The organism is Pseudomonas sp. JY-Q (assembly GCF_001655295.1).
Taxonomy (GTDB): Bacteria; Pseudomonadota; Gammaproteobacteria; order Pseudomonadales; family Pseudomonadaceae; genus Aquipseudomonas; species Aquipseudomonas alloputida.
In genome coordinates this window covers 5,717,139-5,737,281 of record NZ_CP011525.1, presented here as the reverse complement: position 1 = coordinate 5,737,281, position 20,143 = coordinate 5,717,139, and the positions used below count along the sequence as shown (strand labels likewise).

At 63.2% G+C, this 20,143-nt stretch carries 17 protein-coding genes and 1 pseudogene; 8 read left to right on the top strand and 10 right to left on the bottom strand.

Annotated elements, in window-relative coordinates; translation table 11 throughout:
* Window positions 1–31: 31 nt before the first annotated feature.
* The 5 genes and pseudogenes from AA098_RS25830 to AA098_RS25810 form a co-directional block, all read right to left on the bottom strand.
* A pseudogene (locus AA098_RS25830) lies at window positions 32–2,465 on the bottom strand (TonB-dependent siderophore receptor).
* A gap of 385 nt (window positions 2,466–2,850) precedes the next feature.
* Window positions 2,851–3,807, bottom strand: coding sequence for a FecR domain-containing protein (locus tag AA098_RS25825; protein ID WP_003255630.1), 957 nt, complete (start codon window positions 3,805–3,807; stop codon window positions 2,851–2,853).
* On the bottom strand, window positions 3,804–4,322 hold the full coding sequence (locus AA098_RS25820; protein WP_054888478.1) for an RNA polymerase sigma factor: 519 nt from the start codon (window positions 4,320–4,322) through the stop codon (window positions 3,804–3,806). Before AA098_RS25820 ends, AA098_RS25825 begins: the two co-directional genes overlap by 4 nt.
* Window positions 4,323–4,525: 203 nt before the next feature.
* Complete coding sequence (locus AA098_RS25815) at window positions 4,526–5,236, bottom strand: PolC-type DNA polymerase III (protein ID WP_011953275.1); 711 nt, start codon at window positions 5,234–5,236, stop codon at window positions 4,526–4,528.
* Entirely contained in the window at window positions 5,233–7,170 is a 1,938-nt protein-coding gene (locus tag AA098_RS25810; RefSeq protein WP_004577115.1) for a putative nucleotidyltransferase substrate binding domain-containing protein, read from the bottom strand. Before AA098_RS25810 ends, AA098_RS25815 begins: the two co-directional genes overlap by 4 nt.
* 116 nt (window positions 7,171–7,286) lie before the next feature.
* On the opposite strand from AA098_RS25810, the gene AA098_RS25805 reads away from it, so the two are divergent.
* Window positions 7,287–7,832 (top strand): response regulator, encoded by a 546-nt coding sequence (locus tag AA098_RS25805; protein WP_033726058.1) that lies wholly within the window; start codon window positions 7,287–7,289, stop codon window positions 7,830–7,832.
* Window positions 7,833–7,875: 43 nt separating this feature from the next.
* Here the strand turns inward: AA098_RS25805 and AA098_RS25800 are convergent, their stop codons facing one another.
* A complete protein-coding gene (locus AA098_RS25800) occupies window positions 7,876–10,053 on the bottom strand; it encodes a malate synthase G (RefSeq protein WP_003255621.1) in 2,178 nt (725 codons plus the stop codon).
* A 449-nt stretch (window positions 10,054–10,502) separates the two neighbouring features.
* Between AA098_RS25800 and AA098_RS25795 the strand changes: the two genes are divergently transcribed.
* Window positions 10,503–11,021, top strand: a complete 519-nt coding sequence (locus tag AA098_RS25795; RefSeq protein ID WP_003255620.1) for a glycine cleavage system protein R — start codon at window positions 10,503–10,505, stop codon at window positions 11,019–11,021.
* Window positions 11,022–11,349: 328 nt separating this feature from the next.
* Here the strand turns inward: AA098_RS25795 and rarD are convergent, their stop codons facing one another.
* From rarD to AA098_RS25775, 4 genes are all read right to left on the bottom strand, one after another.
* Window positions 11,350–12,237 carry an EamA family transporter RarD gene (gene rarD / locus AA098_RS25790; protein WP_003255619.1) on the bottom strand — a complete coding sequence of 296 codons (888 nt, stop codon included), beginning with the start codon at window positions 12,235–12,237 and terminating at the stop codon, window positions 11,350–11,352.
* A gap of 64 nt (window positions 12,238–12,301) precedes the next feature.
* Window positions 12,302–13,276, bottom strand: coding sequence for a serine/threonine protein kinase (locus AA098_RS25785; RefSeq protein WP_003255617.1), 975 nt, complete (start codon window positions 13,274–13,276; stop codon window positions 12,302–12,304).
* 101 nt (window positions 13,277–13,377) lie between these two features.
* Entirely contained in the window at window positions 13,378–14,142 is a 765-nt protein-coding gene (locus tag AA098_RS25780) for a TOBE domain-containing protein (protein WP_060545789.1), read from the bottom strand.
* A 49-nt stretch (window positions 14,143–14,191) separates the two neighbouring features.
* The gene (locus tag AA098_RS25775) at window positions 14,192–14,923 is read right to left on the bottom strand and encodes a ComF family protein (RefSeq protein WP_054888481.1); all 732 of its coding nucleotides are present in this window, start codon (window positions 14,921–14,923) and stop codon (window positions 14,192–14,194) included.
* Between the two features lie 89 nt (window positions 14,924–15,012).
* On the opposite strand from AA098_RS25775, the gene bioB reads away from it, so the two are divergent.
* The 6 genes from bioB to AA098_RS25745 all read left to right on the top strand — a co-directional run bounded on the left by bioB (window position 15,013) and on the right by AA098_RS25745 (window position 19,980).
* Window positions 15,013–16,071, top strand: coding sequence for a biotin synthase BioB (gene bioB / locus AA098_RS25770; protein WP_003255611.1), 1,059 nt, complete (start codon window positions 15,013–15,015; stop codon window positions 16,069–16,071).
* 1 nt (window position 16,072) lies between these two features.
* A complete protein-coding gene (bioF, locus tag AA098_RS25765) occupies window positions 16,073–17,245 on the top strand; it encodes an 8-amino-7-oxononanoate synthase (RefSeq protein ID WP_054888482.1) in 1,173 nt (390 codons plus the stop codon).
* A complete protein-coding gene (locus AA098_RS25760) occupies window positions 17,238–17,969 on the top strand; it encodes an alpha/beta fold hydrolase (protein WP_004577121.1) in 732 nt (243 codons plus the stop codon). Before bioF ends, AA098_RS25760 begins: the two co-directional genes overlap by 8 nt.
* Window positions 17,962–18,780 (top strand): malonyl-ACP O-methyltransferase BioC, encoded by an 819-nt coding sequence (gene bioC / locus AA098_RS25755; RefSeq protein WP_003255607.1) that lies wholly within the window; start codon window positions 17,962–17,964, stop codon window positions 18,778–18,780. The genes AA098_RS25760 and bioC overlap by 8 nt, the downstream gene beginning before the upstream one ends.
* Before the next feature lie 10 nt (window positions 18,781–18,790).
* Complete coding sequence (gene bioD, locus AA098_RS25750) at window positions 18,791–19,471, top strand: dethiobiotin synthase (RefSeq protein WP_003255605.1); 681 nt, start codon at window positions 18,791–18,793, stop codon at window positions 19,469–19,471.
* A 212-nt stretch (window positions 19,472–19,683) separates the two neighbouring features.
* Complete coding sequence (locus AA098_RS25745; RefSeq protein WP_003255603.1) at window positions 19,684–19,980, top strand: hypothetical protein; 297 nt, start codon at window positions 19,684–19,686, stop codon at window positions 19,978–19,980.
* Window positions 19,981–20,143: the final 163 nt, after the last annotated feature.

Below are 20,143 nucleotides of genomic sequence, written 5' to 3'. Positions count from 1 at the left end.
AACCCGGGGCCGCAAGGCGGCCCCAGCTCACTCAGAACTTGTAAGTGGCGCTGGCGACAACGCTGCGCTCATCGCCGTAGTAGCAGTAGTACGCGTCACAAGTAGAGAGGTAGTCCTTGTTCAGCAGGTTGGTGGCGGTGACCGCGACCGACGCGCCCTTCAGGCTGCCGTTCAGGCGACCCAGGTCGTAATGCACCGACCCGTCGAAGACGGTGTAGGCCTTGGCCTTGCCCAGGTAGGTATTGCCTTGGTCGCCGTAGGTATTACCGGTATAACGCGCGCCCAGGCCGATGCCGAAGCCGTCGAGCACGCCCGAGTGCCAGGTATAGTCGCCCCAGATGGACGCTTGCTGGTTAGGCATCAGTTGCAGGCGGTTACCTTTGAAATCGCCATCCTGCACCTCGGACTTGGCCAGGGTGTAGGCGGCAATCACCTTCAGGTTGTCGGTCACATCGGAAACCGCTTCCAGTTCAAGGCCGCGGACTTTCACTTCACCGGTCTGGCTGGTGATGGTCACACCACCGACCGTGTTGGTGACCGAGACGTTTTTCTGAGTCAGGTCGTACACGGCTGCCGACAACAGGGTGTTGGACCCCGGCGGCTGATACTTCACGCCCAGCTCCCACTGTTTGCCTTCGGTGGGCTTGAACGAGTCCGAGGCCGACACACTGGCATTGCTGGACGGCTGGAACGACTCGGCATAGGACAGGTACGGCACGAAGCCCGAGTCGAACACGTAGCTGATGGCTGCGTTGCCGCTGAACTTCTTGTCCCGCTGGGTATTGGTGGCATCGCCCTGGTTGAAGAACTTGGTGCCGGTGTGCACCCAGTCTTCACGACCGCCCAGGGTCAGGCGCCAGTTACCAAGCGCCATCTGGTCCTGCACATACAGGCCGGTCTGACGGGTTTTCTGGTTGTAGTCGTAAAACGCGGTCGAGCGATCCGGGCGAGTGATCGGCAGCCCGTAGACCGGGTTGTTGACGTTGCTGTCCGGCACGGTGAAGTCGAAGATCGACAGGTAGTTGGTGTTGATGCGCTGGTGGTCCAGGCCGATCAACAGCGTGTGGTTGATGTCCCCGGTCGCGAAGTCCGCCTGGAAGTTGTTGTCCACCGCGAACTGGCTGATGTCTTCATCGGTGTTGGTGGACATGCGGCTGACAGTGCCATCGTCTTTGACCGGGCCGCCGGGCTCGTAGTAACTGCCAGGGGGTGATGGTCTGGAACGACAGGTCTGACTTGGTGTAGCGCAGGTTCTGGCGGAACTGCCAGACGTCGTTGATGCGGTGTTCGAAGGCGTAACCCAGCGCGTAGTAAGTACGGTCGTAGAACTCGTAATCCGGGTCACCCAGGTTCTTGTGGTGCGAGATCTTGCCGAACGGCATGTCGATCTTGGTGCCCTGGATGGGCCGGAATTGGCTGGTGGCACCGGTATCGTCACGGGTGAACTGGGTCAGGAAGGTCAGCGTCGTGTCTTCGTCAATGTTCCAGGTCAGGCTTGGGGCAATGTTGTAGCGCTTGTTGTCGATGTGGTCGATCTGGGTGCCACTGTCACGGATAACGCCACTGACGCCATAGAGAAAGCGACCTTCATCGTCGATCTTGCCGGTGCTGGCGAAGTTGATCTGGCGATGGTTGTCGCTGCCGTATTGAAGCTCGATTTCGTGAGCGCTTTCCGCTTGCGGACGGCGGCTGACCATGTCCAGCAGGCCGCCAGGTGGGGTCTGGCCGTAGATCGAAGAGGCCGGGCCGCGCAGCAGGGCGAGGCGGTCGAGGTTCCAGGTTTCGGCTTTCGGGTTGGCATACACGCCGCGTGGCAGCGGTAGCCCATCTAGAAATTGTGTTGGCTCGAAGCCGCGCACGCGCATCCAGTCATACCGCGTATCGCTGCCGAAGCTGGCAGAGACGATGCCTGGCATGTAGCGCACTGCATCATCCAGGCTGTGTACACCGCGGTCTTTCATTTGCTCGCGGGTGGCGACAGAGATGGAGCGGGGGACTTCCACAAGTGCCGTGTCAGTCTTGGTGCCAGCAGCGGTGCGCTTGGCCACGTAGCCTTCAACCGGGCCCCAGGCGCTTTCGCTGGCGCTGGTGGCATTCACGGTGGTTTCCGGCAAGGCCAGTGTGCCATCCGGCACGGCCACCAGGCTGTAGCTGCCCGCACTGCTCTGCTGCAACTGCAGGCCGGTACCGCTCAGGGCGGCTTGCAGGGCGCCCAGGCCGTCGTATTGGCCGCTTACCGGGGCCGAGGTGCGTCCGCTGACCAGTGCCGGGTCGATGGCCAAGGCAATGCCGGCCTGGCTGGCGATCTGGTTGAGGGTGGTGGCCAGTGGCGCGCTGGGCAGGTTGTAGGCGCGCGACATGGATTGCTCGGCGGCGAACAAGGCAGGGCTGGTCAGCGGGGCAGCCAGGCCGATGGCCAGGGCCATCAGGCTGGGGCGCAGAATATGATCAACGGCACGGGACATGCGGCGGTTCCTCGACGGGTAAGTGCTTGCTGCTTCCTTGCCGAGCGAGATCTGAAAAGTGACAGGGTGAATCTGAAAAATATTGAGAATTATTTAAAAGGGGGTTTGCCAGCACCGGCCTCTTCGCGGGTGAACCCGCTCCTACGACGACCGTGATGTGTGTCCACCACCGTGGTAGGAGCGGGTTTACCCGCGAATACGGTGGTGGCGGCAACAGTGAACGGCGGGTGGAAATTGGCCAGCAGGCCCGGCCTCTTCGCGGGTGAACCCGCTCCTACGCCGACCGTGATGTGTGCCCACCACCGTGGTAGGAGCGGGTTTACCCGCGAATACGGTGGTGGCGGCAACGGTGAGCGGCGGGTGGAATTTGGTCAGCAGGCCCGGCCTATTTGGAAGTGACGTTCACCCACCACTGCGTATGCCGCTCGATCTTCACCGGCAACGCCGGCACCAGCGAGGCCAGCGCCAGGTCGGTGTTGGTCAGCGGGAAGCTGCCGGTCACACGCAGGTCGGCGACCTTGGCATCCACCCCGAGGTAGCCGCTGCGGTACTGGCCCAGTGTGGCGAGCAGGTCGCCCAGGCGTACGTTGTCGACCACCAGCATGCCGCGGGTCCAGGCATCGGCACCGGCAGGCACCGTGCCAACCTCGCCGAGGCCGTTGGCGTTCATCAACACCTGCTGGCCTTCGCGCAGCACCTGTTCGTCGCCGCTGTTATGCGGCATGGCGGCGACCGAGGCTTGCAGCACTTCCAGGCGCGTACCGCCGGCTTCGCGGCGCACCAGGAAGCGTGTGCCCAGTGGCCGCAAACGACCGTCCTCAGTGCGTACCAGCAGCGGGCGCGAGTCCTGGTGGCCGGTTTCGACCGAGATTTCGCCTTGGTGCAGCACGATCACCCGTTGCGCGCCGGCGTAGTCGATGTCCACGGCGGTGTGGGTGTTCAGGCTCAGCAGTGTGCCGTCTTCCAGGCGCAAGGTACGCAACTCTCCCGTGGCGGTGCGCTGGTCAGCCAGCCAGTAGCTGGGTGCCAGCGACGGGGCGCCGCCCCATGCCAGCAGCGCGCCGAGCAGAAACGTGCCAGCCAGCCCGCCGCCAACCTTGCCAATGCGTCGCCGCAGGCTGGCGCGTGATTGCAGCAGCGCCTGGCGTGCCGGGCCAGCCGCCGCGCTAACGCGTTGGTCCATGGCGCCGAGCTGGCGCCAGGCACGTGCGTGCTCTTCGCTGGCGGCATGCCAGCGCATGAATTCATTGCGCTCATCAGGCGTGCTGCTGCTGTCGCCGAGGCTGAGTTTCCAGGCAATCGCGGCTTCCAGGACCCGGGACGAAACCGGGACGTTGCTCACGTCGGCTCCCCATACAGGGCTACATAGCACTGGCGCATCCCTTGGGCGATGTACTGGCGCACCCGCGACACCGAAACGCCAAGGCGCTCGGCAATCTCGGCATGGCCCATGCCGTCCAGGCGGCTGTGCAGAAACGCCGCGCGAGCCTTGCTCGACAGCTTGCCGAGCAGGCGGTCGATGGCTTTGAGGTCTTCAAGGATCAGGTGCTGCATTTCTGGCGAGGGCTGTTCGGTTTCAGGGATCAATGCCAGCTCGGCCAGGTAGGCTTGTTCCAGCGCGGTGCGACGGAAGTGGTCGAACATCAGCCCCTTGGCCACGGCGGCCAGAAACGCGCGGGGTTCGCGGGGTGTCTCCAGTTGCTCACGACCAAGCAGGCGCACGAAGGTGTCCTGGCTCAGGTCTTCGGCACGTTGGCGGCAGGCCATGCTGCGTTGCAGCCAGGCGAGCAGCCAGCCGCGGTGGTCGCGGTACAGCGCACCGACCAGATCGGCGTGTGGGCTTTGTGCAGAAGACAAGCAGCGTCCCCCCGGAACGAATGCATTAACTAACGATAATTATTCTCGATTGTTGCAGAGGGGAGGGGGTGGGTGCAATGGACGCTTATCGGATTGCCATCATGGGGCTTGGTTTGAGTTATGTGGCGCCGGTGGGATCGAGCTTGCTCGCGATGCGCCGCACGGGCGGCGCTCGATCTCACCGGCGCTGCAAATCCCACGCCTTACAAACCATGACTCTGCATCTTGCGCCGTCGCCACCCGCGCAACCGTTGCTCTAGCTGCAGCGGGCTGTCCAGCTGCTGGCGCCGGGCCTGGCTGAACAGGATCAGCGCAAGCTCTGCGGTCACCTGGGCATCGGCACTGGCATGATGGCGTTCTTCAACCTGCAAGCCAAACCGTGCCACCCAGTCATCCAGCCCGGCCTCGCGCAGTACCGTGTCTGGGTTGAGCATCGGTGCCAGTTCGGCAACGTCGAGGAACATTGACTGCAAGCGATGCCCAAGGGTCTCTTTCAGCGCACGGGCCAGCATGCGCTGATCGAATGGCGCGTGAAACGCCAGCACCGGGCTGTTGCCAATGAAATCGAGTAGATCCAGCAAGGCCTCGGCCGGGTCGCAACCGGCAGCCAATGCGCTGGGGCCCAAGCCGTGGATCAGTACGCTGGCGTTGGTCTTCTGCAAAGGCCGGTGCAATGTGCGTTCGAACTGCTGGGCAAAGTCGATGGCACCGTCCTCGATGGCCACCGCCCCAATCGACAGTACCTGATCACGGTTGGGGTTGAGCCCGCTGGTTTCCAGGTCCAGCACCACCCAGCGCTGCTCACGCAGGGTACATACCCCCAGCGGCACGGGCTTGGGCAACCGGGCCAGGCGCTGGCGCTTGGCGTGGTCCAGCTCGGGCGCGCTGGGGCGCAGCCAGGCGAACAGGCTCACAACTGGTACCTCAAGGCCAGGCTGCTTTGCAGGCGCTGGGCCTGGCGCAGCGACTCGCGCAGGATGCGCCGGTCCAGGTGGTTGAGGCTGTCCGGGTCGACCCGGTTGGAGTAAGGCAGGTTGTCGCGTATCTGGCGCTGGTGCTGCTGCATGCGGGTTTGCTGGATGAAGTGGTAGGCCTCTTCATAGGCGGCGCCGTCCAACGGCTCGATCACGCCCTTGGCCACCAGTTGGCGTAGGCGCTCCAGGGTATTGCAGGCAGCTATGCCATTGGCCAGGGCCAGCAAACGGGCACCATCCACGAAGGGCGTCAGGCCCTGGACCTTGAGGTCGAGGGTCGCCGCCTTGTCGTTGCCCTGGCGTGTCAGCACGAACTCGCGCAACCGGCCCACCGGCGGGCGTTGGCGCAGTGCGTTGTCAGCCATCATGCGCTGAAAGATGCGGTTGTCGGCTACCTGTGCCAGCAGGCCTTGGCGCAGCTGCTCGCAGCCTTGCTCGTCGCCCCACACCACACGCAGGTCGAAGTAGATGCTCGAGCCCAACAGGTTCTCCGGGCTGGCTTCGCGAACAAACCCGGCAAAGCGTCGCGCCCACTCGCTGCGCGACAGGCACAGTTCGGGGTTGCCGGCCATGACGTTACCCATGCACAGGGTGAAACCGCACTGGGCCAGGCATTGGTTGATGTATTGCGCCAGCGGCAGCAGGCGAGCGCGGATCGCGTCGGCCTCGGCGCTGTCGACTGCTTCGAAGAGGATGCCGTTGTCCTGGTCGGTGTGCAGGGTCTGCTCGCGTCGCCCTTCGCTGCCAAAGCACAGCCAGCTGAACGGCACGCCCGGGTCGCCACGTTCGGCCAGGGCCAGTTCGATGACCCGGCACACGGTATGGTCGTTGAGCAAGGTAATGATCTGGGTGATCTGCGTCGACGATGCGCCATGGGCCAGCATGCGTTCTACAAGCTGGCTGATTTCGCCGCGCAGCGAAACCAGCGTATCCAGGCGTGGTGCATGGCGTATGGTGCGCGCCAGGTGAACCAGATCGACCCGTTGCAGGGAGAACAGGTCGCGCTCGGAAACCACGCCGCACAGGCGTCCGTTTTCCACCAGGCAGACATGGGCAATATGCCGCTCGGTCATGGCCATGGCGGCATCGAAGGCGCTGGCCTGGGGTGGGAGGTAGAACGGTTTGGCGGTCATGTGCCGGTCGATGGCGGCGCCCAGGTCGGCATCTACTGTCGCCACCACCTGGCGCAGGTCGCGCAAGGTGAAGATACCGATGGGGTAGCGCTGCGGGTCGACCACCACGATGCTGCCCACCTGTTGCTCGTGCATCAGCCGCACGGCTTCGCGCAGGGGCGTATGGGCGCTGCACACCACCGGGTGACGCATGGCCAGTTCACCCAGGGGGGTGTTCAGCGAGTATTGGGTGCCGAGGGTTTCCACCGCGCGCTGGCGTACTTGCTGATTGACCTGATCAAGCAGGCTGCTGACACCGCGCAGGGCAAAATCCCGAAACACTTCAGACATCGAGAACACGCGGATGAATGCGGCCTTGTTCAGTTGCAGGCAGAAGGTGTCTTCCCCGGCCAGGTGCTCGGTGCGGGTTGCCCGCTCACCCAGCAGGGCTGCCAGCGGGAAGCACTCCCCGCTGGTGATCTCGAACGTGGTTTCGACACCCGGTTTGGCCAGGTGCTGGCGCTCGCCAACCACGCGGCCCTGCTTGACGATGTAGAAGTGCTCGACCGGCCCGTCGGCAGGTTTGACGATGCTTTCACCGCAGGCGTAGAAGCGCAGCTGGCACTGCTCGACCAAGAAGGCCAGGTGGCTGTGCTCCATCTGATTGAACGGCGGAAAGCGCTGCAGGAACTGCAATGTGCCTTGGATGTTTTGCAGTACCGCTGTCTTGCCCGCCTGGCTGTAGGCGTCCTTTTTGCTCATGAAACTGACCGTATCGCTATGCCGAACTATATATATCTATATATAGGTACCGGCCATGTTGTTCTCTGCCTCCATGGTCGGCTTGCGGCGGGGTGGTGCCCATTGGACGTAAGTCTATGAGCGCCCTTGTCAAAGACCCGACGAAAGGCGAAACGGGTTACGCAAGTAATGCGGTCCTAATGCTGAAGCGGAATTATTTTGACGAGACAAGCATGCCCGAGCACACCGACATCCTGAGCGACGCCGAGCGCGAGGCCTTGGCCGTGATAAACCAAAGTGCGCCTGTGGCAGCCAGACCGTTGGTGCTGGTGGTGGATGACAACGCGGTTAACCGTGAGGCGCTCATCCTGTACCTGAAAAGCCGGGGCATTGATGCGGTGGGGGCGGATGGGGCCGAGGAAGCCAGGTTGTACCTGCACTACCAGAAGCGTATCGGGTTGATGATTACCGATTTGCGCATGCAGCCTGAAAGTGGACTGGACTTGATCAGGACAATTCGCGCGTCGGAGCGGGCGGCGTTGTCGATCATTGTGGTGTCGGGTGACACCGATGTGGAAGAGGCAGTGGATGTGATGCACCTGGGGGTGGTGGACTTCCTGCTCAAGCCGGTGGATTTGGGCAAGCTGTTGGAGCTGGTGAGGAAAGAACTGAAAATGGGTTGATGCGCCGAGGGGGCCGCAAAACGGCCCCTGGCGCAGATGTTACTTACAACCCGTTACGCGCCTTGAACTCGCGGCGACGGCGGTGCAGTACCGGTTCGGTATAACCGTTCGGTTGCTTGCCACCTTCCACCACCAGTTCCACAGCCGCCTGGAACGCCACGTTGTCGTCGAAGTTCGGCGCCATCGGGCGGTACAGGGCGTCGCCAGCGTTCTGCTGATCGACCACCACGGCCATGCGCTTGAGGCTTTCCAGCACCTGCTCCTGGCTGACCACGCCGTGGCGCAGCCAGTTGGCCAGCAGCTGGGCAGAGATGCGCAGGGTGGCACGGTCTTCCATCAGGCCGACGTTGTTGATGTCCGGCACCTTCGAGCAACCCACGCCCTGGTCGATCCAACGCACCACGTAGCCGAGAATGCCCTGGGCGTTGTTGTCCAGCTCGTTGCGGATCTCTTCGGCCGACCAGTTGGTGTCGGCAGCCAGCGGAATGGCCAGAATGTCGTCCACCGACGCCGGGGTACGTGAAGCCAGTTCACGCTGGCGCGCCTGTACGTCCACCTTGTGGTAGTGCAGGGCGTGCAGGGTGGCGGCAGTTGGCGACGGTACCCAAGCGGTGTTGGCACCGGCCAGCGGGTGGGCGATCTTCTGCTCGAGCATGGCGGCCATCAGGTCAGGCATGGCCCACATGCCTTTGCCGATCTGCGCACGGCCTTGCAGGCCGGTGGCCAGGCCAACGTCGACGTTGTTGTTTTCGTAGGCGCCGATCCACTTCTCGTTCTTCATGGCACCTTTGCGCACCACGGCGCCGGCTTCCATCGAGGTGTGGATTTCATCGCCAGTGCGGTCAAGGAAGCCGGTGTTGATGAACGCCACGCGCTCGGCGGCTGCCTTGATGCAGGATTTGAGGTTGACCGTGGTACGGCGTTCCTCGTCCATGATGCCGACCTTGACGGTGTTGCGCGGCATGCCCAGCAGGTCTTCGACCTGGCTGAAGATCTCGGCGGCGAAGGCCACTTCCTCAGGGCCGTGCATCTTCGGCTTGACGATGTACACGCTGCCGCTGCGGGTATTCTTGCGGCTGGTGTTGCCGTTGAGGTTGTGCAGGGCGATCAGGTTGGTGAACAGCCCGTCCTGGATACCTTCGGGGATTTCGTTGCCTTGGGCATCGAGGATCGCCGGGTTGGTCATCAGGTGGCCAACGTTGCGCACGAACAGCAACGAACGACCGTGCAGGGTCACGCTGCCGCCGTTGGGCGCCGCGTACTCGCGGTCCGGGTTCATGGTGCGGGTGAAGGTTTTGCCACCCTTGCTCACGCTTTCGGCCAGGTCGCCTTTCATCAAGCCCAGCCAGTTGCGGTAGACGATGACTTTGTCGTCAGCGTCTACGGCTGCAACCGAGTCTTCGCAGTCCATGATGGTGGTCAGTGCCGACTCCATCAGGATGTCTTTGACGCCAGCGGCGTCGGTGCTGCCGACGGGGGTGCTGGCATCGACCTGGATTTCGAAGTGCAGGCCGTTGTGCTTGAGCAACACGGCAGTCGGCGCGGCGGCGTCGCCGTGGAAGCCGATCAGTTGCGCATCGTCGCGCAGGCCGCTGTTGCTGCCGCCTTTCAAGGCAACAACCAGCTTGCCGCCTTCGATGCGGTAGCCCGTGGAGTCAACGTGCGAGCCGGCGGCCAGTGGCGCGGCTTCGTCGAGGAAGGCGCGGGCGAAGGCGATGACCTTGTCGCCGCGTACCTTGTTGTAACCCTGGCCTTTTTCGGCGCCGCCTTCATCGCTGATGGCGTCGGTGCCGTAAAGGGCGTCGTACAGCGAACCCCAGCGGGCGTTGGCGGCGTTCAGGGCGAAGCGGGCGTTCATCACCGGAACGACCAGTTGTGGGCCGGCCATGTGGGCGATTTCTTCGTCCACGTTCTGGGTGGTGGCCTGGAAATCGTCGGCTTGTGGCAGCAGGTAGCCGATTTCCTGGAGGAATGCTTTGTAGGCTGCGGCGTCGTGGGCCTGGCCTTTGCGTGCCTGGTGCCAGGCGTCGATCTTGGCTTGCAGCTCGTCGCGCTTGGCGAGCAGGGCTTTGTTCTTTGGAGCGAGGTCATTGATGATCTTCTCTGCACCCGCCCAGAACTGCTCGGCGACGATGCCGGTCCCGGGGATGGCTTCGTTGTTCACGAAGTCGTACAGGACCTTGGCGACCTGAAGGCCACCGACTTGAACGTATCCAGTCATTGCTTGCCTCACTCTGCTCAGCTATTTCGCTCTTCTGTATTAAGCCTGTAGCGCTTCTCTAAACACGGCACCAGTGCATGCTCCCGGTTTTGCTCGGGGGCGGCTGGGTGCGGCCTGCCAGACAGGCTGGCGGGCAGTGTGCGTATTTTCACAGGCGCCTTGGCAGACATCCAAACGACGTTTTGTAGTCCGCGCCACGGGATACTACATGAAGCAGTAGGCGGGGCAAAATCAGACTAAAAGCGCCGTTATGCGACCCGTTGGTCGCGTATGGTCACGCTGGGAGAGGGTATGTTCGCAAAAAACAGGTGGATTGTTCCAGATAAATCTTGAAACAGTACACGATTGGCTGTGCAGATTGCCCTGCGGCAGGTTGCCGCGCCTTGCCTATACTGACTCGATCCCCCGATTTTCTGCCGCCCGGCGCGGTCCGACACGAGGAAGGGCTTGTGGATCATCTTGTACTGACTGTAATTGCCCCTGACAAGGCCGGCCAGGTCGAACGTATTGCCCAGTGCATCGCCGACCACAGTGGTAACTGGCTGGAAAGCCGCATGTCGCGTATGGCCGGGCAGTTTGCTGGCATTCTGCGGGTGGCGGTGCCGGCAGAGAATTACGCCGAGCTTGTGGCCTCGCTGCAGGGGCTGGCCAGGTATGACATTCGCGTGCTGATTGCCGAGAGCGGGATCGAGCCGTCGTGCACCTGGAAGCCAATTGCCATGGAGCTGGTGGGTAACGACCGGCCGGGGATCGTGCGGGACATTACCCGCTTGCTGGCCGAGTTGCAGGTAAACGTCGAGCGGTTTTCCACAGACGTGCAGCCGGCGCCGATGAGCAGTGAGCCGTTGTTCCACGCCGACGCATTGCTGGCGTTGCCGTTGACCTTGCCGCTGGAAGAACTGCAGCAGCGGCTGGAGAGCCTGGCGGATGACTTGATGGTGGAGTTGAAGCTGCGGGCAGAGGATTGATCAGCGATTGCCGGGGCCGCTTTGCGGCCCTATCGCGACACAAGGCCGCTCCCACACGGTCCTGCGTACACCGGACAAATGTGGGGCGGCCTTGTGTTGCGAAGCGGCCATCTGCGGTTATCCCGATATCACGGGGAAGGCCCTGTGGATAACCTGGGGGTGTACCTCTCCAGCCCAGGTATCACGTGCCTTGTACTGTTTTGCTCAAAAAATGCTCAATTATCAGCAGCTTGTGCACAAAGCGCGGGGACGAGGGTGTGGATAACCTATGGAGATGTCTCTGCAGGCCAGGCGCTACATGGCCTGCAGAGTTTTGATCGTTTTCTGATCAGCTACGTTTGCGCAAGTTCAGCCATGCATCGACGCTGTAAATCGCCAAACCTGCCCAGATGAACATGAAGGCCGCCAGGGTGCTCGACGACAAATGCTCATCGAACAGCACTACAGCCTGCAACAGCACCAAGGTCGGTGCCAGGTACTGCAGGAAGCCCAGCGTGGTGTACGGCAGGTGCCGTGCGGCGGCGTTGAAGCATACCAGCGGCACCAGCGTCACCGGCCCGGCCGCCATCAGCCACAGCGCCTCGCTGCTGGTATAGAACGCGCCCTGGGCACTCATCGCGGCCGGGTGCAGCAGCAGCCAGCCAAGGGCCAGCGGCACCAGCATCCAGGTTTCCACCACCAGGCCGGGCAGTGCCGCCACCGGTGCCTGCTTACGGATCAGCCCATAGAAGCCGAAGCTCAACGCCAGCACCAGTGACACCCACGGCAGGCTGCCCACTTGCCACACCTGCTGCGCCACACCCACGGCAGCCATGCCCACCGCCAGCCATTGCAGGCGGCGCAGGCGCTCGCCAAGAATCAGCATGCCCAGCAGTACGTTGATCAGCGGGTTGATGTAATAGCCCAGGCTGGCCTCGAGCATACGGCCGTTGTTCACCGACCACACGTAGGTCAGCCAGTTACCGGCGATCAGTGCCCCGCTCAGTGCCAGGATGCCCAGCCGGCGCGGGTTGTTGCGCAGTTCCCGCCACCAGCCGGGGTGTTTCCACACCAGTAGCAGCAGCGAGCCGAACAGTGCTGACCAGAGCACCCGGTGGACAATGATTTCCACCGCCGGGACGCTCTGGATTGCCTTGAAGTAGAGGGGGAAAAGGCCCCAGATGATGTAGGCGCTCAAGCCCAGTATGTATCCGCGACGCGGGTTTGCGGCGTGCATGCAGAATCCTTGCTTAGGTTGCTAAATAAAGCGACGCCTATTGTAGACAGAGGCGGGCGTGCTTCTAGAACAATTTCAGCGGTGCTTCATCCAGCGCCGCCATCTGTTCGCGCAAGGCGAGAATCTGGTCGCCCCAGTAGCGTGGCTGGCCAAACCAAGGGAAGCTGGGCGGGAACGCGGGGTCGTCCCAGCGCCTTGCCAGCCAGGCGCTATAGTGCAGCTGGCGCAGGGCGCGCAGGGGCTCGATCAGGGCCAGTTCGCGCGGGTCGAAGTCGTGGAACTCGTTGTAGCCGTCGATCAGCTCGGCCAGTTGCCCCAGGCGCTCCTCGCGGTTGCCGGCCAGCATCATCCACAGGTCTTGCACCGCTGGGCCCATGCGGCAATCGTCGAGGTCGACCACGTGGTACACGTCGTCACGGTGCATCAGGTTGCCGGGGTGCAGGTCGCCGTGCAGGCGGATGAGCTGGTGTGGTGTGCGAGCGTAGATGTCCTCCACCCGCTTGAGCAGATCGCGGGCCACGGACTCGAACGCCGGCAGCAGTTCACGCGGGACAAAATTACCCTCCAGCAAGGTGTTCAGCGAGGCGTGGCCAAAGTTGTCCACAGCCAGTGCCTCGCGGTGCTTGAACGGCTTGCTGGCGCCCACGGCATGCAGGCGGCCAAGTAACTGGCCCAGGCGATACAACTGGTCGAGGTTGCCAGGCTCGGGGGCGTGGCCGCCGCGACGGGGGAACAGCGTGAAGCGGAAGCCCTTGTGTTCGAACAAGGTGCGGTCATCGTGCTGCAGGGGCGCAACCACCGGGACTTCACAGTCGGCGAGTTCGGCCGTGAAGGCGTGTTCTTCGAGGATGGCTGCATCGCTCCAGCGGCCTGGGCGGTAGAACTTGGCAATCAGCGGCTGCGCGTCTTCGATGCCCACCTGGTACACGCGGTTCTCGTAGCTGTTCAGCGCCAGCACCCGCGCATCGCTGAGAAAGCCCAGACTTTCCACTGCGTCCAGGACCAGGTCGGGGGTGAGGGTGTCGAAGGGGTGGGACATGGTGGCTCCGGAGGGTAAGCGGCGTGGGGCCATGGTAGCGCGTTATGCCTGTGCCGGCTTCTTCACAGGCAGGCCCACAATCTGCTCACCGGGTGGCCAGGCTATGCCGGTATCCCGATCAGCACATAGGACGGATGGAACTGCACCCGTACCGAACTGCCGGCCGCCACCTGCTGCCCAGCCAACCACTGCGCCTCTGCAATGGCACACAACGTCTGACCATTACCCAGCGCCAGCCTGACCTCGCTGGGGCCGTCCTCCTCGGCCAGCACTTCTTCCACCGTTGCGCTCAAACAGTTGCTGCCTCCCTCGGCTTCTTCCTCTTGCGCCAGCAACCGCACCCACCCGGCCTTTAGCAGCGCCACCACCATCGTTCCCAGGGTCAGCTCCAGGCGCGCAGTGCTGTCGTGGGTGATCAGCGCATCGATCTCCAGCCCGCCACCCAATGCCAGGCTGACGCGGTCATACCGGCCTTCAGGGCGCAGGCCGCTGACTTGGCCCTGCAACTGGTTGCGCGCACTGGTGCGTAGCATCAGGCGCCCGAGCAGGTCGAGGTCGCTGGATTCTTCGGCGGCTTCAAGGATTTGTGCCTGCAGGGCCTGCAGCCGTTGGTACAGGCGCAACACCCGCTCGCCTTCCGGCGACAAGTGCGCACCGCCACCGCCGCGGCCACCGGTGCTGCGCTTGACCAAGGGCTGGCTGGCCAGGTTGTTGAGCTCGTCGATGGCATCCCAGGCCGCCTTGTAGCTGATACCTGCGGCCTTGGCGGCGCGGGTGATCGAGCCTTGTTCGGCAATGTGCTGCAGTAGCGCGATGCGCTGTGGGCGGCGGGCGATGTGCTGGGTGAGAACGGGGGGTAGGGACATGGGTATTCCGTATACAAGGGTGCTTTACAAAGGGGCAGGTCGCGCCTGGTCATACATACCCCGGTTTGGGCGTACGTGCCAGGCAATACACATCCACCCGCCGCGCACCTGCCTTGCGCAGTGCCTGGGCGATAGCCTGCGCAGTGGCACCGGTGGTCAACACATCATCGACGATGGCGACATGCTTGCCTTCCAGTTTGCCCATGACCGCGAACGCCTGGCGCAAATTGCGCTGCCGTGCCTTGGCGCCCAGATGTTGCTGTGCCGGTGTCTCGCGTGTGCGGACCAGCAAACGCTCGTTGCAGGTTACCCCGACGTGCGACGACAACCACCGCCCAAGCATCCCCGCCTGATTGAACCCCCGCTCGCGTAGTCGACGCCTGGCCAAAGGCACAGGCAACAGCAGGTCAGGGCGAGGCAACCCTTCGGCATAGCGATACAGCAGCCCCTGCCCCAGCAGCTCAGCCATCAGGCGCCCCAAAGGCCATTGGCGATTGTGCTTGAAACGGCTGATCAACGTGTCCACCGGAAAACCGAAATGCCACAGGGCAATGACCTGATCGAAGGCCGGCAAGCAGCGGCCACACGGGGCGCAGGTCAAGCCGGCCATGGGCAAGGGCAGGGCGCAATGCCGGCACTGATCACCCAGCCAGGGCAGCGCCTGTTCGCAGGTGACGCACAACGGGTAAGGCTGCTCGGCAGGCTCATCGCATAACAAGCACTTCTGATTAATAAGTGAGCACTTGTAAACCAGTCGCTTCCAGTACAGTTGACAGTTCATAGGCCTTCCATGACTATGCGAGCTATCCGTGATGCGCTGGCGGGCTTTCCTGTCCCGGCGCCAGCTACAGCCTAAACAAGGAAACGCCGATGAGCGCCAGCACAACTGCAACAACACGTCACGATTGGGCCCTGGCCGAGGTCAAGGCGCTGTTCCAGCAACCGTTCAATGATTTGCTGTTCCAGGCGCAGACCGTGCACCGCGCGCATTTCGACCCCAACCGCGTGCAGGTTTCGACCTTGCTGTCGATCAAGACCGGCGCCTGCCCGGAAGATTGCAAATATTGTCCGCAGTCCGGCCACTACAACACCGGGCTGGAGAAACAGAAGCTGATGGAAGTGCAGAAGGTGCTGGAAGAAGCTGCCCGCGCCAAAGCCATCGGTTCTACCCGTTTCTGCATGGGGGCGGCGTGGAAGCACCCGTCGGCCAAAGACATGCCCTACGTGCTGGAGATGGTCAAAGGCGTCAAGGCCATGGGCCTGGAAACCTGCATGACCCTCGGCAAACTCGATCAGGAGCAAACCAAGGCCCTGGCCCACGCGGGTCTGGACTACTACAACCACAACCTCGACACCTCACCGGAGTTCTACGGCAGCATCATCACCACACGTACCTACAGCGAGCGCCTGCAGACCCTGGCCTACGTGCGCGATGCCGGGATGAAAATCTGCTCTGGTGGCATTCTGGGCATGGGTGAATCGCTGGATGACCGCGCCGGCCTGCTGATCCAGCTGGCCAACCTGCCGGAACACCCGGAGTCGGTGCCGATCAACATGCTGGTCAAGGTGGCCGGCACGCCGCTGGCTGAGGAAGAGGACGTCGACCCGTTCGACTTTATCCGTATGCTGGCCGTGGCCCGTATCCTCATGCCCAAGTCTCACGTGCGCCTGTCCGCCGGCCGCGAGCAGATGAACGAGCAGATGCAGGCCCTGGCCTTCATGGCGGGCGCCAACTCGATCTTCTACGGCGAAAAGCTGCTGACCACTGCCAACCCCCAGGCCGACAAGGACATGCAGCTGTTCGCACGCCTGGGCATCAAGCCCGAAGCGCGTGAAGAGCACGCCGACGAAGTGCACCAGGCAGCCATCGAGCAAGCGCTGGTCGAGCAGCGCAGCAGCGAGATGTTCTACGACGCCGCGACAGCCTGATATGGCTTTCGACCTGGCAGCGCGCCTGGCCGAACGGCGCGCCGCAGACCTGTATCGGCACCGGCCATTGCTGGAAAGCCCGCAAGGGCCGGAAGTCGTGGTCGACGGCCAGCGGTTGCTGGCCTTCTGCAGCAATGACTACCTGGGCCTGGCCAACCACCCCGAGGTGATCGCCGCCTGGCAGGCCGGCGCCGAGCGCTGGGGTGTGGGGGGTGGTGCCTCGCACCTGGTGGTTGGCCACAGCACTCCGCACCATCAGGTTGAAGAGGCACTGGCTGAACTTACCGGCCGCCCGCGCGCACTGTTGTTCTCCACCGGTTATATGGCCAATCTGGGCGCCATCACCGCGCTGGTGGGGCAGGGCGACACGGTACTGCAAGACCGCCTCAACCATGCCTCGCTGCTGGATGGCGGGCTGCTCAGTGGTGCCCGCTTCAACCGCTACCTGCATAACGACCCGGCCAGCCTGGCCAGCCGCCTGGACAAGGCAGTCGGCAATACCCTGGTGGTGACCGATGGCGTATTCAGCATGGACGGTGACCTCGCCGATCTGCCGGCGCTGGCTGATGTCGCCCGTGCCCGCGGAGCCTGGCTGATGGTTGACGATGCCCATGGCCTGGGTACCTTGGGCGCACAGGGCGGCGGCATCGTCGAGCACTTTGGCCTGGGCGTGGATGACGTACCGGTGCTGATCGGCACGCTGGGCAAGGCTTGCGGCACTGCGGGCGCCTTTGTTGCTGGCAGCGAAGCGCTGATCGAGGCGTTGGTACAGTTCGCCCGCCCCTATATCTACACCACCAGCCAGCCACCGGCGCTGGCCTGCGCCACACTCAAGAGCCTGGAGCTGCTGCGCCGCGAAACCTGGCGTCGTGAGCACCTGGCAGCCTTGATTCGCCAGTTCCGAGAAGGCGCGCAGCAGCTGGGGCTGCAGTTGATGGACAGCCCGACGCCGATCCAGCCCATCGTGATCGGCGACAGTGCGCAGGCGTTGCGCCTGTCACGCCTGCTGCGTGAGCGCGGCTTGCTGGTGACGGCCATCCGCCCACCCACCGTGCCGGCTGGCAGCGCACGCCTGCGGGTAACCCTGAGCGCCGCACACAGCGAGGCGCAGGTGCAGCTATTGTTGAATGCATTGGCCGAGTGTTATCCACAGTTGGAGAACGCCGATGCGTAATCGACTTGTTCTATTGCCCGGCTGGGGCTTGGGAACTGCTGCGCTGGAGCCGCTGGCCGCTAGCCTGCGTGCCCAGGATGCCCGCCTGCAGGTAGAGCTGATGCCCCTGCCAGAACTGGCCCACAGCGATGTGCAGGCCTGGATCGACCATCTGGACCGCAAGCTGCCCAACAATGTCTGGCTGGGTGGCTGGTCACTGGGTGGCATGTTGGCCAGCGCGCTGGCGCACAAGCGTGGCGACCACTGCTGCGGACTGCTGACCTTGGCCAGCAACCCCAGCTTCCTGGCCCGGCCAGATTGGCCCCATGGCATGGCCGAAGACACCTTCGGCACCTTCCTCGACGGCTGCCGCAACCATACCCAGGTCACCCTCAAGCGCTTCCGTACCTTGTGCAGCGACGGCGCCTTGCAGCCGCGCACCTTGTTGCGTCAGCTGGGTGTCGGCGTGCCGGATACCGACCCGTTGTACCTGGCCACTGGCCTTGAAGTGCTGGCCAAGCTGGACACCCGTGAAGCCTTGCAGGCCTATGGTGGCCCGCAACTGCACCTGTTCGCCGGCAGCGATGCGCTAGTGCCGGCAGAGGCGGCAAAGGCGTTGAGCGAGCTGTTGCCCGATGTAGAAGTGGGCCTGGTCGAAGACAGTTCCCACGCGTTCCTGCTGGAGTATCCGCAGGAGCTGGCGGCGGGCATCAAGAGTTTTCTGCATGAGAGTGGCGATGACTGACCTTTCCCGTCCGACCCTGCCCGGCGCATTGCCCGACAAGCGCCAGGTGGCGGCCTCGTTCTCCCGCGCCGCGGCCAGTTACGACAGCGTGGCGGCCCTTCAGCGCGCTGTAGGCCTGAGCCTGCTGGAGCTGTTGCCGGCAGGCCTGCAGCCGTCACACTGGCTGGACCTGGGCAGTGGCACCGGCCATTTCAGCCGCATGCTGGCCGAGCGTTTCGTCCAGGCCAGCGGCGTGGCGGTGGATATTGCCGAAGGCATGTTGCTTCATGCCCGTCATGTAAAGGGTGGGGCGCAGTATCACGTGGTTGGCGACGCCGAGCGTCTGCCGCTGCGCGATGGCAGCGTCGACCTGGTGTTTTCCAGCCTGGCGGTGCAGTGGTGCGATCAGTTCACCAGTGTGCTGGACGAGGCGCAGCGGGTGCTGCGCCCAGGCGGTGTACTGGCCTTCAGCAGCCTGTGCGTGGGCACCCTTGATGAACTGCGCGCCAGTTGGCAGGCGGTGGATGGCCTGGTGCATGTAAACCGCTTCCGCCGTTTCGAAGACTATCAGCGCCTGTGCGCAGCCAGCGGTTTTGAACAGCTTGAGCTGGAGCGGTGCCCGCATGTGCTGCACTACCCGGATGTGCGCAGCCTGACCCACGAACTGAAGGCGTTGGGGGCGCACAATCTGAACCCTGGGCGACCTTCCGGCCTCACCGGCCGGGCGCGAATGCAGGGCCTGTTGCAGGCCTATGAGGCATTTCGCCAACCCGCGGGGCTGCCAGCCACCTATCAAGTGGTCTATGGTGTGTTGCGCAAGCCACTGGCGTAAGGGGAGCACGATGAGCCAGGCCTTTTTCATTGCGGGTACCGATACCGATGTCGGCAAGACCACCATCGCCGCTGGCCTGTTGCATGCGGCGCGTTTGCAGGGCATGAGCACACTGGGTGCCAAGCCGGTTGCCTCGGGCTGCACCATGACGCCGAAAGGTTTGCGCAATAGCGATGCCCTGGCGCTGATCGACGAAAGCACGGTCAAGCTGCCCTATGAGCAGGTCAATCCGTTTGCCTTCGAGCCTGCTATTGCCCCGCATGTGGCGGCGCGCGAGGCAGGGGTGACGCTGGCTGTGCCAGAACTGCTCGCGGCGATGCGCAATGTGCTGCAACAAAATGCCGACTTCACCCTGATAGAGGGGGCCGGTGGCTGGCGCGTACCGCTGTCGGGCCTGGAGAACCTGTCCGACCTTGCCGTTGCCCTGCGGTTGCCGGTGATTCTGGTGGTAGGTGTGCGGTTGGGTTGCATCAGCCATGCCTTGCTCAGCGCCGAAGCGATCGAGCGTGATGGGCTGCAGTTGGCGGGTTGGGTGGCAAACATCATCGAGCCGCGCACCTCACGGCTGGAAGAGAACCTGGCCAGCCTTGCAGAGCGCTTGCCGGCGCCTTGCCTGGGGCGGGTGCCCAAGCTCAAGCAGGCCAGTGCCGACATGGTGGCTGAGCATCTGCAGTTGGATCTGCTGGATTAGTGTGATGCAGGCCCGGCCTCTTCGCGGGTAAACCCGCTCCTACGAGGGAACGCATACCGTTGTGGGCGCGGGTTTACCCGCGAAGAAGCCAGTGCAGGAATACCCAAGGCCTATCAACTGGCATTGAGCCATTAGGGATTTAAACGGGCCTTTTCGCCCCTAGCCTGTTTTAATTGGGGCTGTTCGTCATCCAGCGTCAATGGAGTCCTGACATGGAAATCACCGGTAGCTCCGCCTACTACGCGGGCCTGAGCGCAATCCAGACCGGCCAGAACCGCGTCGATCAGGCCGCCAGCCAGATCGCCAACACCACTGCCGAACGTACCGCCACTAGCCAGTCCAGCGATTTTCAGGCCGAACGCCTGCGCGCGGTCGACCGCAGCCAGCAGATGGACCTGGCCACCAGTGTCGTGCAACAGGCGGTGGGCAAGACCGAAGTCGAGCTTGGCGCGAAGGTCGCCAAGGCATCCGACGAAATGCTTGGCCGGATCATCGACACCTACGCCTGAACACTTGCGTCATCCCCTATTTCAGCGCCTGCCCTTGTAGGAGCGGGCTTGCCCGCGAATGCGTCCGATCAGACAACAATTTTGTCTGGTCGGGCCTCTTCGCGGGCAAGCCCGCTCCTACAAGGGTTTGTGCCATGGCATGACTGATTTGCCATTTTTCGTG